Source organism: Streptomyces sp. R41 (genome assembly GCF_041053055.1).
In the GTDB taxonomy this organism is placed as follows: domain Bacteria; phylum Actinomycetota; class Actinomycetes; order Streptomycetales; family Streptomycetaceae; genus Streptomyces.
Window position 1 is genome coordinate 4,215,524 of sequence record NZ_CP163443.1, and the last position, 15,151, is coordinate 4,230,674.

The 15,151-nt window shown below is 67.3% G+C and carries 8 protein-coding genes, 1 tRNA gene and 2 pseudogenes; 2 read left to right on the plus strand and 9 right to left on the minus strand.

The window, feature by feature from the left end:
* Positions 1 to 92 precede the first annotated feature (92 nt).
* Positions 93 to 1,700, plus strand: coding sequence for a PucR family transcriptional regulator (locus AB5J53_RS19425; protein ID WP_369246927.1), 1,608 nt, complete (start codon positions 93 to 95; stop codon positions 1,698 to 1,700).
* Here the strand turns inward: AB5J53_RS19425 and dapE are convergent.
* From dapE to AB5J53_RS19450, 5 genes are all read right to left on the minus strand, one after another.
* Complete coding sequence (dapE, locus tag AB5J53_RS19430) at positions 1,672 to 2,754, minus strand: succinyl-diaminopimelate desuccinylase (RefSeq protein ID WP_369246928.1); 1,083 nt, start codon at positions 2,752 to 2,754, stop codon at positions 1,672 to 1,674. The two genes, AB5J53_RS19425 and dapE, sit on opposite strands and share 29 nt — an antisense overlap.
* Positions 2,751 to 4,229 (minus strand): amino acid permease, encoded by a 1,479-nt coding sequence (locus AB5J53_RS19435; protein WP_369246929.1) that lies wholly within the window; start codon positions 4,227 to 4,229, stop codon positions 2,751 to 2,753. Before AB5J53_RS19435 ends, dapE begins: the two co-directional genes overlap by 4 nt.
* 295 nt (positions 4,230 to 4,524) lie before the next feature.
* Positions 4,525 to 5,166: an IclR family transcriptional regulator gene (locus AB5J53_RS19440; protein WP_189184748.1), complete on the minus strand. Its 642-nt coding sequence runs from the start codon at positions 5,164 to 5,166 to the stop codon at positions 4,525 to 4,527.
* A gap of 466 nt (positions 5,167 to 5,632) precedes the next feature.
* Positions 5,633 to 7,432: a DEAD/DEAH box helicase gene (locus AB5J53_RS19445; protein ID WP_369246930.1), complete on the minus strand. Its 1,800-nt coding sequence runs from the start codon at positions 7,430 to 7,432 to the stop codon at positions 5,633 to 5,635.
* Between the two features lie 483 nt (positions 7,433 to 7,915).
* Positions 7,916 to 9,346, minus strand: a complete 1,431-nt coding sequence (locus tag AB5J53_RS19450) for an MFS transporter (RefSeq protein ID WP_369246931.1) — start codon at positions 9,344 to 9,346, stop codon at positions 7,916 to 7,918.
* Positions 9,347 to 9,625: 279 nt separating this feature from the next.
* Here AB5J53_RS19450 and AB5J53_RS19455 point away from each other — a divergent pair.
* Positions 9,626 to 9,697: transfer RNA gene (locus tag AB5J53_RS19455), tRNA-Cys, on the plus strand.
* Positions 9,698 to 9,847: 150 nt separating this feature from the next.
* Here AB5J53_RS19455 and AB5J53_RS19460 read toward each other — a convergent pair.
* The 4 genes and pseudogenes from AB5J53_RS19460 to AB5J53_RS19475 form a co-directional block, all read right to left on the minus strand.
* Positions 9,848 to 10,426: a hypothetical protein gene (locus AB5J53_RS19460; RefSeq protein WP_369246932.1), complete on the minus strand. Its 579-nt coding sequence runs from the start codon at positions 10,424 to 10,426 to the stop codon at positions 9,848 to 9,850.
* Between the two features lie 411 nt (positions 10,427 to 10,837).
* Positions 10,838 to 11,947, minus strand: a pseudogene (locus tag AB5J53_RS19465) (tyrosine-type recombinase/integrase); the annotation flags it as partial.
* Positions 11,948 to 13,225: 1,278 nt separating this feature from the next.
* Positions 13,226 to 14,209 (minus strand): annotated as a pseudogene (locus tag AB5J53_RS19470) (restriction endonuclease); the annotation flags it as partial.
* A 444-nt stretch (positions 14,210 to 14,653) separates the two neighbouring features.
* Positions 14,654 to 15,148 (minus strand): cupin domain-containing protein, encoded by a 495-nt coding sequence (locus tag AB5J53_RS19475; protein WP_369246933.1) that lies wholly within the window; start codon positions 15,146 to 15,148, stop codon positions 14,654 to 14,656.
* Between the last annotated feature and the right edge of the window lie 3 nt (positions 15,149 to 15,151).

Genomic DNA, 15,151 nt, shown 5'->3' on the forward strand with positions numbered 1-15,151 from the left:
GTCTCGGAGGCGGCGGCGGCGCCCACGTTGTGCATCAGGACAACACACGCGTACGTTCCTGATGAGATCGGCCAATCCCGGAGGAGGGACCCATGGACGCCTGCACCCTCGGCGACCTGCTGGACGTCATAGGCGGCCCCTCCGTACGCCTGCACACCGCGCCCGCCGGGCTCACCGTGCCGGTCACGGAGGCGCTGCTGTACGACGCCCACGCCCCGCTGCCCCGTGCGCCCGGGGCGCTGCTGCTCGCGGTCGGGGTGCGCGCGTCCGCGGCCGGGCCGCTGGCGCGGGCCGCGGCGGAGGCGGGGATGAGCGGGCTGGTGGTCCGCGGCCCGGACGGCCCGCTCGCGGAGGCGGAGTCGGCGGGCGTGGCCCTGCTGTCGGTGGACGAGGACGCCGCCTGGCACCACGTGCACCTGCTGCTCGCCTCGGCGATCGGCGCCCGCCCGTCGACCGCCGGGAGCGGCCTCGGGGACCTGTTCGCACTGGCCGACGCGGTGGCCACGGCCGTCGGCGGCGCCACGGTCGTCGAGGACCCGCGCCAGCGGATCCTCGCCTACTCGACCGTGCCGGGGCAGCCGGTCGACGAGGACCGCAGGCAGGGCATCCTCGGCCTCCAGGTGCCGACGAGCCCGGAGAACTCGGAGCAGTACCGGGTGCTGTTCGCGGCCGACGGCCCCGTCCGGCTGCCCGCGCTCGGCGGCACCGGCCTGGGTGACCCAGGTGGTCTCCTCCCCCGCCTCGCCGTCGCCGTCCGCGCCGGCGGCGAAACGCTCGGTTCGCTCTGGGTCGTGGACGACGGCAACCTCGCGCCCGACGCCGAGGAGGCCCTCGCCCAGGGCGCGTCCACGGCGGCGCTGCTCCTGCTGCGCGCGCGGGCCGCGCAGGAGCTTGCCCGGCACCAGAACGGGGACCTGCTGCGCCGCCTGCTCGACGGCACCGCCGACCCGGCCGGCGCCGCCCACCGGCTGGGCCTCGGCCTCGGCCCGGACGGAGACCCGGCGCCCGTCCGCGTGGCCGCCTTCGTCCTCGACTCGGCCGTCTCGGCGGCGGACGTCGAGCAGACCGCGCTGCGGCTCCTGGACCTCGTACGGCTCCAGTGCGAGGCGCGCTACGGGCGGCACGCGTGCGTCCTCGTCGACGGAGTCGTGTACGCGCTGCTGCCCGCGCTCGGCGAACACGGCGGGGCGCGTCACAAGAGGCTCGCTGAGGACATCGTGCGGCGGGCCGGGCAGGCACTGCGGGTGCCCGTGCGGGCGGGGCTCGGCGATGTCGTGCCGGGGCTCGCGGAGGTGACGGCCTCCCGCGCCGACGCGGACCTCGTCCTGCGCGTCCTCGGACCGGAGCTGCCGGTGGCGTCCGTGGCGGAGGTGCGGCCGCGTGTCGCCCTCCTCCGCCTCACCGAAGTCATGGGCGAGCGGCGGGAGTTGAGTGCCGGGGCGTGGCGGACGGTTCTCGCGTACGACACCGAGCACGGCACCGACTACGCCCGCACCCTCGTCTCCTGGCTGGACGCCGGCTGCGACATGGCGGGCGCGGCCCGGCTGCTCGCCGTACACCCCAACACCTGCCGCTACCGCCTCCGGCAGGCCCAGCAGCAGCTCGGCATCGACCTCGACGATCCCGACGAACGGCTGGTGCTGTGGCTGCAGTTGCGGACGCTGGCCGGGCTCACGGCGACGCCGACAGCCAGCTCCTGAGCCGCTCCTCGCACCCGCGCAGCTGCGCCACCGGCACGTACTCGCCCACCGTGTGCGCCAACACCGGGTCCGCGGGGCCATAGTTGAGCGCCGGGACACCGAGCGCGGCGAACCGGGCGACATCGGTCCAGCCGAGCTTCGGACGGGGCGTCGCACCGAGTACGCCGACGAGCGAGGCCACGGCTTCCTGGCCGAGCCCGGGCAGGGCGCCGGGCACGACCTCGGTGACCTCGACGTCGTACTCCGGGAAGAGGTCGCGTACGTACGCCTCCGCCTCTTCGGGTGAACGGCTCGGCGCGAAACGGGAGTTGACCGTGATCACGCACTCGTCGGGGACGACATTGCCCGCGACCCCGGACCGCACGGCGACGGCGTTCAGCCCTTCCCGGTACTCCAGGCCGTCGATCACGACCCGCGCGGGTGTGTGGTCGGCAAGGCGCTGGAGGACGGCCCCGGCGCGGTGCGCGGCGTTCACGCCCCTCCAGGCGCGCGCGGTGTGCGCACGCTCGCCGCGCACCGTGATGTCGGCCATCAGTACGCCCTGACAGCCGGCCTCGACCCCGGCGTCGGACGGCTCCATGAGGATCGCGAAGTCGGCCTTGAGGAGCTCCGGCCGCTCGGCGGCGATCCTGCCGAGCCCGTTGCGGTCGCCCTCGACCTCCTCGCACTCGTAGAAGACGTACGTGATGTCGCGCGCGGCCGGCACGGGGACGGTGGCCGCCAGCCGCAGGGCGACCGCGACGCCGCCCTTCATGTCGCAGGCGCCGAGTCCGTACACCAGGTCGCCGTCCAGGCGTGAGGGCAGGTTCCCGGCGGCGGGGACGGTGTCCAAGTGGCCCGCGATCACGACCCGTTCGGGGTGGCCGAGGTCCGTGCGGGCGACCACCGAGTTGCCGACGCGTTCGACGCCGAGGTGCGGGAGTGCGGCGAGCGCCGCCTCCACGGCGTCCGCGAGCCGGGCCTCCTCGCCGCTCTCGGAGGGGATGTCGACGAGGGCACGGGTGAGGGTGACGACGTCGGTGGTGAGGTCGAGGGGGGTGGTGAGGACGGTCATGCGGATTCCTGGGCGAGGTCGGGTTCCTGGAGCTCGGGGCGCCGGCTGAGCTTGGAGTTCTTGATCCCGTACAGCCAGTAGATCACCAGGCCGACCGCCATCCACGCGCCGAACGCGACCCACGTGTCCGTCCCCAGGCTGAACAGCATGTACGCGCAGAAGCCGACGCCCAGGATCGGCGTGACCGGCGAGAAGGGCACCCGGAAGGAGCGGGGCGCCTCGGGGCTGCGGCGGCGCAGCAGGATGACGGCCAGGTTGACCAGCATGAAGGCGAACAGCGTGCCGATGCTGGTGGCGTCGGCGAGGGCGCCCAGCGGGACGAGCGCGGCGAGCACGGCGATGAAGCCGGAGACGATCACCGTGTTGGCGCGCGGCACCCCGGTGGTGGGGTGCACCTTGGAGAACAGCGGCGGCACGAGCCCGTCCCGGGACATCGCGAAGAGGATGCGGATCTGCCCGTACTGGACGGTGAGGACGACGCTGGTGGTGGCGACGACCGCGCCGATGGACAGCAGGATCGGCCAGAGGCTGCCGCCGCCCACCGACTGCACGAGCACCTCGCTCAGCGTGGCCTCGGTCCCCTCGAACTTCTGCCACGGCATGGCGCCGAGCGCGGCGACCGCGACGAGGACGTACAGCGCGGTGACGAGCACGAGGGAGAAGATGATCGCGCGAGGAAGATCGCGCTGCGGGTTCTTGGCCTCCTCCCCCGCCGTCGACGCGGCGTCGAAGCCGATGTAGGAGAAGAAGAGCGAGGCGGCGCCCGCGCTCATGCCGGCCGTGCCGAGCGGGAAGAGGGGCGTGAAGTTCCCGGCGCGGAACGCGGTGAAGGCGACCGCGCAGAACATCACCAGGGCGGCGATCTTCACGCCGACCATGAGGGTGTTGGCGACGGCGCTCTCCCGGGCGCCCCGCAGCAGCACGACCATGGCGAGGACGACGATGGCGGCGGCGGGGATGTTCAGCACACCGCCGTCACCGGGCGGCGCGCTGAGGGAATCGGGCAGGGTGACCCCGAGGGTGAGCTGGAGCAGTTCGTTGACGTACTGCCCCCACCCCACGGCCACGGCGGCCACCGACACGCCGTACTCCAGGATCAGACACCAGCCGCAGACCCAGGCGACGAGTTCGCCGAGGGTCGCGTAGGCGTAGCTGTACGAGGACCCCGAGCCCGGGATCATGCCGGCCAGCTCGGCGTACGACAGCGCGGAGAACAGCGCGGTCACCCCGGCGAGCACGAACGACACGACGATCGCGGGCCCGGCCTCGGGAACGGCCTCCCCGAGCACCACGAAGATCCCGGTCCCGAGCGTGGCCCCCACACTGAGCAGCGTGAGCTGCCCGACCCCCATGGTCCGCTTGAGCGGACTCCCGGCGGCCTCGGCAACCAGCGCCCCAACCCCCTGCCGCCGCGTCAACCGAGCCGCCCACCCGCCCTCTCGCCCGACATCCGGCCGCGTACGCACTGTCTCCACCGGGCCACTCCCTCCACGGTTCCACCATCAGTGCCCTGATGATGCGGAGGGCGGGGCGGCGGGCGGTGGGCCTATCGGCCAGAGATACGGGGGGCGCTTTGGCGGGTTGGCCAAAGTCAAGGGGCAACCGGAAACACGGCTCTACATAGCTGTAGGCAATCGTGCCGCCAGAGCGGCACCCGTCCCACAGAAAGCGGCACCCCGTAACCGCGGGCTGCGCCACCCACCCCGAGCCCAGCCCCCACACCGGGTGCCCATTGAACCGGCGCCGGCGCAAGGCCGAACCGGCGCGGCGTCAGCGCAGGGCGTCCGCAACCTCCCGGGCGGCGTCCACGACGCGGGGCCCGACCCGCTCGGGCACAGAGTCGGCGAGCATCACAACGCCGACGCTGCCCTCAACTCCAGTCACCCCGATCAGAGGAGCCGCGGCCCCACTGGCCCCCGCCTCCAACTCCCCGTGCGTAAGCGTGTATCCGGGCTCCCCCACGGGCGCCTGCCGAGCCGCAAGAATCGCCCGCCCCGCAGCGCCCCGGTCCAGCGGATGCCGGAACCCGGCGCGATAGGCCACGTGGTAGTCCGTCCATGTCGGCTCCACGACCGCGACGGCCAACGCCTCGGTCCCATCGACCAGCGTGAGATGCGCGGTGGCCCCGATGTCCTCGGCCAGCGACCGCAACGCGGGCAGCGCAGCCTCCCGTACCAACGGATGCACCTGGCGGCCAAGCCGCAGCACCCCGAGCCCGACCCGGGCACGGCCACCCAGATCACGGCGTACAAGAGCGTGCTGCTCCAACGTGGCGAGCAACCGGTACACAACCGTCCGATTGACGCCCAGTTTGTTCGAAAGCTCGGTGACGGTCAGCCCGTGATCCGTGTCGGCGAGCAACTTGAGGACGCGCAGTCCCCGGTCGAGCGTCTGAGAGGTCTCCGCGGTCACGACGCCCACTCCTTAGTGGTGAGGTCGACGGCCCCCTCGCGGCGGTTGCGACGCCGAGTCCCGTCGGCGACGCGCTTCAGAGGCCGCCGGTCGGCTGACGACCCGGGTTCTTCCCGGGCGTGAGTCGCTTCACGGCTGCGCTCCGCGGCGGCGCTGCCACGGGGCGTGTGCGTAGCGGGACAGTAGCGAGCCGGTCCGCTCAGCGGAAGTCTCCGTCCAGAATCCGGGCAGTGGCTGGTACGGACCCTTTCCCTTTGTCCCGATACGCGAGGCGCCCACCACTCGGCGTGCACCACCCTTGCACACAGCGCACACGGCACCCCGCGCGCCTGTAAGGAGGGAACACGCGCCTGTATGGAGGGAACACGCCCCCGTACGTGACATACGCCCCCGCACCGAACACTTGGGGGAGGTCACACGCTCCGCACCCCGACGGCAGCCACCCGCTCAGGCACAGCGGCCGGCGTCACCGCATCCGGGTGGCCCACTCCTGCACTTTGGCGATCCGCTGCCGCAGCTGCCCCGCCGTCGCCTCCGCGCTCGGCGGCCCTCCGCACACACGCCGCAGCTCGGTGTGGATCACCCCGTGCGGCTTGCCGCTCTGGTGGACGTACGCGCCGACCATGGTGTTGAGCTGCTTGCGGAGCTCCAGCATCTCCTTGTGGGAGACCACGGGCCGCCGCTCGGCGGGGAGTTCGAGGAGATCGGCCTCCTCGTCGGGCTTCTTGCGACTGTGCGCGATCTGCCGGGCCTGCCGCTTCTGCAACAGCAGCTGAACCTGGTCGGGTTCGAGGAGCCCCGGAATCCCGAGGTAGTCCTGCTCCTCCTCACTGCCCGGGTGGGCCTGCATCCCGAACTCGGCGCCGTCGTAAAGGACCCGGTCGAAGACGGCTTCCGACTCCAGCGCCTCGAAGGAGAACTGCTCCTGCTCCCCGGTGTCCTCGTCCTGCTCCCGGTTCGCCTCCTCCATCTCCTTCTCGGACTCGGCGTACGGGTCCTCCTCGCCCTCCTTCTTGGGCTTGTCGAGGACGTGGTCGCGCTCGACCTCCATCTCGTTGGCGAAGCCCAGGAGATCGGGGACGGTCGGGAGGAAGACGGAGGCGGTCTCACCGCGCCGCCGGGACCGTACGAAGCGCCCGACGGCCTGCGCGAAGAAGAGAGGGGTCGAGATGGTGGTGGCATACACGCCGACGGCGAGCCGCGGCACGTCCACGCCCTCGGACACCATGCGCACCGCGACCATCCACCGGTCGTCGCTGTGGCTGAACTCGTCGATACGGTTCGAGGCACCGGTGTCGTCGGACAGGACGAGGGTCGCCTTGGTCCCGGTGATCTCGCGGATCAGCTTGGCGTACGCGCGCGCAGAGTCCTGGTCGGAGGCGATGACGAGGGCGCCGGCGTCCGGAATGCCCTTGCGCACCTCGGTCAGCCGCTGATCGGCGGCGCGCAGCACGCTCGGCATCCACTCGCCGCGCGGATCGAGGGCGGTGCGCCAGGCCTGGCTGATGGCGTCCTTGGTCATCGGCTCACCGAGCCGCGCCGCGATCTCGTCCCCCGCCTTCGTACGCCACCGCATGTTGCCGCTGTAGGAGAGGAAGATGACGGGCCGCACGACACCGTCGCCGAGGGCGGACCCGTATCCGTACGTGTAATCGGCGGCGGACCGCCGAATCCCGTCGTTCCCCTCCTCGTACGTCACGAAGGGGATGGGGTTGGTGTCGGACCGGAAGGGCGTACCGGTGAGCGCGAGTCGGCGGGTGGCGGGCTCGAAGGCCTCGAGGCAGGCCTCACCCCAGGACTTGCTGTCACCGGCGTGGTGGATCTCGTCAAGAATGACGAGGGTCTTGCGCTGCTCCACCCGATTCCGATGCAGCATCGGCCGCACGCCCACACCCGCGTACGTCACGGCGACGCCCTGGTACTCCTTGCTGAGCGGCCCCGCGCTGTACTCGGGATCCAGCTTGATCCCGACCCGCGCGGCCGCCTCCGCCCACTGCTTCTTCAGATGCTCGGTCGGCGCGACCACGGTCACCTGCTGCACGACATGGTGGTGCAACAGCCAGGACGCCAGCGTCAGCGCGAACGTCGTCTTACCGGCGCCGGGCGTGGCAACGGCCAGGAAGTCGCGCGGCTGCACCTGGATGTACTTCTCCATCGCCCCCTGCTGCCAGGCGCGCAGCTTGTTGGCGGTGCCCCAGGGGGCGCGGCCGGGGAAGGCGGGTGAGAGATGGTGCGAGGAGGAGGCACTGGCGGCGGTGGTAGTCACGGTCTCCGTGGGGTGTCGAATGAAAAGGGCCGCGCGCAGCGCGTCGGGTGGGGCGGTGGTGGGAGACGGGCGGGCGCTCGGCTACGTATGACAACCGGGCCACCCTACCGGCGGCCCGGATGTGTCAACGCGCGGACGACGCCGGGTCACCCGCGGATGGGATCCACCTCACAGACCGCGCAGCCGGTCCGCAAGCACCCCGATGTCACTCTCCTCACCGGAGGCCACGTCGATGACCAGGTCGTACGCAGCGTTCTGGTCGCAGGACACGAGGTCGACGCCGCTGACGGCGAGGAAGGTCGCGGCGGCCGGCCAGGCGGTCCGCTTGTTCCGTCGACGAGGGGGTCGGCGATTGCTCGCCGAGGAATGCGCATACGCCCAAGACCGTTCGGGGCGTGCGGCTGATCGGGCTCGCTCCCGCTCAGTCCAAAGGAACGGTGGTTGGTGGCGATGGCGTGGAGGAGGGCGGCGGCCTGCTCGTGGTTACGGTCGCCGCACCCGCAGCCGTGTCGTCACCCAGGCGCCCACCAGCGCCACCCCGGCCATCGGCAGGAACACGGCGGCGAAGGCGGCGGGATGCGAGCCGGAGGTGGACGCGGCCGCGTCGGTGACCGTGCCGCCGCCCAGCGCCGCGAAGGCGGCGCCGCCCACGGCGAGCAGCAGCACGTTGGACAGACCGTCGGAGATCTGCAGCGCCGCGGAGTTGGCGCCGGCCTCCTCGGGTGCCGAGAGGTGGAGCAGCAGCACGCTGGTCGAGGCGATCACCAGCCCCATGCCGAAACAGCCCAACCCCCAGGCGACGGCGACGATCCACACCGGCACGGCGTGGATCAGCACGCTGGGCGCGGCGGCGATGGCGGCCGCCACCAGCACCATGCCGAGGAACATCAACCGGTCCCGGTAGGGCTCCACACGCGGCCGCGCCTGGACATACGAACCCAGCGCCCAGGTCCCGCCGCCCGCCGCGAGCGAGAACCCGGCGAGCGTGGGTGACAGCCCCCGCTGGGTGACCAGCATGAGCGGCACGAAGGACTCGGCGGCGATGAACGATCCGGCTGCGACCCCGCGCAACAGCACCACGGCCGGCAGTCCGCGCGCCGCCCGGTACGTACCGCGCGGCAGCAGTCCGAGGACGGCCGGGACGAGCAGCGCGGCACCGGCGGCGGCCGGGACGAGCGACAGCCATTCCAGGTCCTGGGCGGCGTACTGGAGAAGCCCGGCGCCCAGCGAAATCCCGAGCGCCAGCCGGATGCGCCGCCGGTCGAGGGGCGCGGGGACGGCCTCCCCGGTCCCTCCCGACGTCCGCCGCCGTATCTGGGGCAGCGCGAGCGCCAGTGGAAAGACGACGAGGACAGGTATCCCGACGAACACCCAGCGCCAGCACAGGTGTTCGGTCACCGCGCCCGCCGCGAGGGGGCCGACCACGGACGGAACCACCCAGCCCGCCGCGAACGCCGCCATGATCGACGGCCGCAACCGCTCCGGATAGGCGCGCCCGACCACCACGTACAACGCGACGATCACCAGCCCGCCACCGAGCCCCTGCACGGCCCGCCCGAGGATGAACACCCACATGGACGCCGCCGACCCGGACAGCAGCAACCCCGCCGCGAACGCCCCGATCCCCGCGGTCAGCGACGCCAGCGGCCCGCCTCGGTCCGACCACTGCCCGGCGAGCACCATCCCGAACAGACTCGTCGTGAAGTACCCCGAGAACGCGAACGCGTACAACGACACCCCGTCGAGCTCCCGCGCCGCCACGGGCATCGCCGTCCCCACGGCGGTCGCCTCGAAGGCGATCACCAGCACGACGGAGACGATCCCGATACTGAGCGCCCGGTACGGGCGGCTCAGCACACCGCCTTCCACCTCCGACGGTGCCGTCGCGACATCACTGGTTTCCAGGGCTGCCATGACGTCAGCGTAAGGGGCACAACTGACATTGACCCCTGTCCGGAGACCGTGATCGCCTGGGCCTTTGGTCGTACGGCCACCCACGGACCGGGACACCCGCGGGCCACCGCGGGCCACCCGGCGGTTCATGAACGGCGTATGGCAGTCCCATTGCAGCACCCGCCCATCCCTTGAGCGCCGCGAGCACCCGCGCCTACGGTCTTACCCATCAGGTTCGGAACGAGTGAGCCGTGCCGCACCTGACATTGGCCGTCTGCCTGAGTGGCGGCCAATGTGCCCGGCCGTGTGCCCGAGTGGTTTAGGGACTCGCCTGCAAAGCGAGTTACGTGGGTTCGATTCCCGCCACGGCCTCTAGCGCCTGACCAGGCAAAACAACAGGGCGGCACCCCTCCTGGGTGCCGCCCTGTTGTCTGTCCGTCTCATTTCCCGTCTCAGTCGGCGGCGAGCACACTACGAGGCCAAGCAGCTCCTTGGCCTTGCCACCAAGGCAGAACGTGCGCCTCATCGACCTCCAGGACAGATGTTGAAGCCGATCGCCCTGGATTTTGTGATGGACTCCATGCCCACACGCCCACCCTCGGCGATATACGGATTGGCGTCCTCTCCACCATCCTCCATCACATCGGCAGCAATCTCGTATTGGCGTATCGATCCCAAAGCCAGGGATTGAGCTTCCGCTACCTTTTCCCTCATGTCCTTATAGTCGGGGACAACGAGGGCTTGCCAGTCACGGACCACTGCACCGAGGACCTCATTCTTTTCGCGAAGATGAGCAGCATAAGCTACCGGATCACCTTGCCACGGCCCGTCCCCCAACTCGGCAAGGGCTGGGCCATATTTTGCGCATGCCGCATCGGATGCTTCACGATATGAAACAAAAGCTTTCTGGGCGGACTTTTCCTCCTTCTGGCCGTTCTGATCATCACCGAAGAGCCAAACGATGACGCCGACCAGGAGGGCTGCTAGCGCCAGAAGCACGCCGACTAGCGCCAACCACTGCTCTCTTGTCCAGCTGGTGGAAGGCGCCGGTTCACCAGTGGGAGTTGGCTCTCCAGTGGGGGCGGGTTCGCCTGTTGACATGCGTCGCTCCAATGGTCCTGCCAGCCTTGGATCATTGAAATTAGACGCCTCGTAAGATGGCCACCAGGGCGCACGAAGGCGCCTGAGAGCGCGAAACCGTCGTGGCAGCATGACTGTGCGCCCTCAGACCCTTATCACTGAAGCAACGAGGAACTTCAATCCTCTATCAGCAGCCCCCACAGTCCACCTCGTGCTACGAAGCCACAGCCGCGTCCCTGATGAATTCTGTCAGCGTCGCCACCATCTCTGATCACTACAACAAATTCAATGAGGAGCTGTAGACACGCCAGTACGTGACCACACCACGCGGTCCTGGAGGGAGGCAGCAACCTTGCGCGGTACCGCGCTTCGCATGGTCTGTGGCTACCCCGACCTCTCGGTCGGGGTGCACCCCTCGGCGTCCGCTATCGATCAGCTGCCACTGTCTGCAGCCTGCCCATTCGGCCGCCAAATGAGGGCATCGACTTGCTTGGCCACATCGGCCCGCACCGCGTCGACCATGTGCTGATACCGAGCAGCCATGGCGGTCGTCGACCATCCCATGAGGCCCATGACGGCCCGTTCGGGTACCCCAAGGATCAGTAGGACCGTGGCGGCGGTGTGGCGCGCGTCGTGCAGACGCCCGTCCCGGACTTTCGCCTCTTCCAGCAGGGCCTTCCACTCGGTCCAGTCCCGGCGGTGGGAGGGGCTGCGACCGTGCTCGTCCGGGAAGAGCAACCCGTGCTCCTCCCAGTGCTTCCCGGCCGCCGCCCGCTCCGCTTCCTGCGCCTTGAGGTGAGCCCGGAGTAGGTCACCGAGTTGCTCGGGAAGACCGACAGCGCGGCGGCCGGCGCGCGATTTAGTGGTGGACAGCTCCGGGTTCGCACGACGCCTCTGCGGGCAATACCCTGCGGCCCTGCGTCCACAGGGGTCCTCACACCCGTGGGCGTACTGCGGCCGGTGTCGACTGCGCCGGACTACAAGGAACCCACCGTCAAGGTCCACGTCCTCCCACCTCAGACCGAGCACTTCCCCTTGCCGCAGTCCGAGGGCAAGGGCGACGGCCCAGCGAGCGGAGTTGCGGTGCTGGTCAGCGGCCTTGAGCAACCGCTGTACCTCTTGGACGCTGTAGGGCTCCACCTCGTACTCCCCCGTTTTCGGCGCCTTGGCCAACTGAACGGGGGTTCTTGCCAAGATGTCCGCGCCGCACGGCCTCGTTGAGGGCGGTGCGCAAGGTTCGGTGTACCTGGTGAGCAGTCGCGGGCTTGCTGCCGTTGGCCTGCATCTTGGCGTAGAACGCCTCTATGTGCTCGGGCTTGAGCCTGTCGAGACGGTGAGCCCCCAAGCCGGGGATCAGGTGCTTCCGTACGGCGATGCCGTACCCGACCATCGTGTTGTCGTTGACGGCGAGGGGCGCAACGTTCTCAATCCAGTGCGTCAGCCACGCCTTGACCGTCCATGCCTTGCCGTACCCAGATCCTTCTACTCATCTTCATTCCGAAGGGTTCGCATCATGGCTTCTATGTCGCTGGCTGTCCTTCGGCGCGCCAACCCAGGAGTGCTTGTTTCGGAGTCGAGTTGCTCAGAGGGGAGCGTATAGGCAGAGTCGCGCTCATCCAGACGCTCCACAACCGCCTCATAGTCCTCGAATGGTGGATATTCATTGCTCTGGCCGTAGTACTCAACAATCTCCCTCATCTCCGCGGCAGGCAAGTCGGGTTCAACGAAGGTTTGCGCCCACTCCTCAAAAGCTCTTTCTGCGTAGTCGTCTCGAATTGACTCAAGTAAGCGAATCGCCTCCTCTATCTCAGGCCTTGACACATAGGACTTGATTCGCTGGAGCGCTTCTTCCGCCGACTCTATTTGACTCCATTCATAGACATCTACCATGGCCCATTCGATAGCAGTCTCTACACATTGCGCGAGGGCCTCGCGTCCCTCGCGCGTGTTGTCATGCGCCAGAGTCTGGACAAGATCGATGATTTCCAATTCCGACATAGGTCCCGCATATCTTCCAAAATTCTCGGCTATAGTGCGAAATCCGAGATCCCGGAGAGTCTGACTTTCCAAGTCCTTTGCTATGTCGAGGAAGATATAGGCACGCCGCACCCAGTTCTCATCGACGCCCGGTTCGCCCCGTGGTTCGCCGGAGTCGGTTATCTCACCCATTAAGGGCGCTGATGCCATAACGTCTACGGCAGCCTGCTCTATGGCCTCTTTAAGCTCGCGAAAAGCAGGCAGTGGTGGACCTTCTCCGCGCGAAGGAAAGAGCGACCACAAGATTTCAAATTGCTCAAAGCGGCGCACGAGATTTACGAAGGATGCCAGTTCCTCAGGATCCGACCCAACATAATCCATCATATAATCTCGCACAGATGGGTTATGAAATTCTATGCAAATGAGCCCGGTACGATCGAGTAGTGTTTCGAATCGCTCGAAGCTCTTCAGCATGGTTCCGTCGAGCACAGCCAAGGACCCACGGAGGTCCCGCGCGGACTCACCGTAACTTGTCCATAGCTCGCGGAGAGCCTGAAGGGGAACGGGGCCCGAGAAAGACAGAACGACTTTTAGAAGCCGTATATCCGTTTCGCTCAGCTGGTGACTAACTATGTGATGCCAGATGCGGTGAGGCTCTTCCAAATTCCTAAGAATCTCGTCTGCCACAAACTCTGGCTCGTTTGACAACAAGTGTGCTTCCGCTAGTGTTGCGGCAATGATTCGCGGATTGAAATTCCCGTGCCCGATAATGGGGATATACACGCGGGGTGAGGCGAAATTAGCTTTGATCTCATCCGGTAGCGGGGAGTTGTAGACATGGTTGTACAGAATTGCCGCTCGGGCTCCAGCGGTATAGTCAGCGAGGTCCACGACACATGTATGTATATCAAACCGGTGGCGATCGATTCGTTCGTAGCGCTGTTTGGCCTGCGCGAGAATATATTCACGCGTTGTCAGAATAAACCGCTTATTCGGGGCAGCCGACACTCGTCTAATTAGCGACAGTAGCCGGTTATCCTCATTCTTTCCCAGCTTCTCAACCAGGTTCGTTTGCCCCAGAAAGTCATCGTAGTAAAATATTTGGTTCGCGGAATCGTCCCACAGGCTGTTAGCTTCTTCTGCATCCTCGGATATCTCTACAAGCTCGTACCCCAAACCAAGGTAATAAGCACACAGAACATGACCTAGCGTCGTCTTACCGATTCCCGGAATGCCAGCAATTACGCATACACGCTTCCCTTCCAGGATATCGACCGCTCGAGGAAAACTAGGGTTTTCTGCGTACGTCCTCAAGGTTTCGTCGAGTTCCCGCGCCAACGCTTGTGAGCGCGTGACAATACTTTTCGAAAGCAGCGAGTTAAGAATTGATGCACTAGTGAGCCACAGCCGGAGATGCCTGCGGACTACAATTTCATTTTTTCGCAGGAGGGCATCTATTTCATGTCGACCGTATACATCGCCCGGAGTTAGGAGATATGGTTTTAGCTCATCGAATATCTTGCCTTTGGCATCTCTAGTCAACGGAAGCGACGTGGCCAACACGTAGCGCGTCGGGTTAAGCTTGCGCACTTTGTGCACTTCGGTCTTCTTTATATGCTCGATTAGCTTTGACCGAGTGGACCCGTGCCAGTGCTTGCACTGAATCACTAGCGACGACCCGTTGTCGTGAAGATGGCGAAGATCCACCCCGCCGTCTGCACCAGGAGTGAAGATCTCCAGTCGCACATCAAATTCCTCTTCGAATAGATCCTTACAGACCATTTCGAAGTCGAAGTCTGTCAATCTGCTCAGGTCGAACGACTCCATAGCCCCCCTCACGACGGAGCCTCAGTATCCGACGGGGGAGCACTCGTGTCAGCCCTCGCGGAGGCAGCATCCTGACTGGCGTCGCCTCTCTTGCACCCCCCGTCTCGTTCAGCGTCGTACGCAGCCGTCCGGAGCCATTCACTCGGCTTTGCTGAGCAGGTAGTCCGTATGAAGCTGGACGCCGGTGAACGACTGCGGACCCTCGTCCGTCCGGCGCGGACAAACCTGCAAAGCGCAGTAACTGCCAGCAGACTGCGGGTCTCGGTTCTGGTCACACTTCGCGGGACGGGCCGGAAAAACCCGCCCCGTCTCGGGCACCACGTCACTGCACTCCCCACACTGACCCCTAAACCCGCAGTAACGGAGAAGTCCGGCTGGAGTACCAGGGGGCTGTGCCATGTGGACGTGAGACGGTTTCCCCGGGACTGGCCCGGGAGGCCCTCGTCAGCGGCGCGCGGACCATGCCTCGCTGTTCAGGAAGTGGTTGTCGTAGAGCTCCTGGACCTCCAGCAGACTTTCCCGGCCGACCTCGCCCAGGCGGATGCGCTGGATGTGGCGGAAGTACTCGAAGCGCTCGACGCCCGGGGTAATCACGATGAGGATGTCGGCGCCGGCGCCGGGGGTGGCGGCGAAGGCGTGCGGCTTGCCCGGCGGGACGATGAGGAGATCGCTGCGTTCCGCGGTGACGATGTCGTCGCCGGAGAGGATCTCGGCGGCACCATCCAGCAGGAAGAACATCTCCGCGGAGTGCCGGTGCAGATGCGGTGGGGCGCCGTCGGTGCCCGCCGTCAGGTTGACCCGCACAGTGGACAGCGCCCCACCAGACGCGCTGCTGTCAGCCAGCAGCGTGAAAACACCGTTGGGATCATCATCGATCGTCTCGGCCTCCGCCGCACGGACGATCACGGACGAGTCGAACTTCGGCACGAACAGTGACATTTC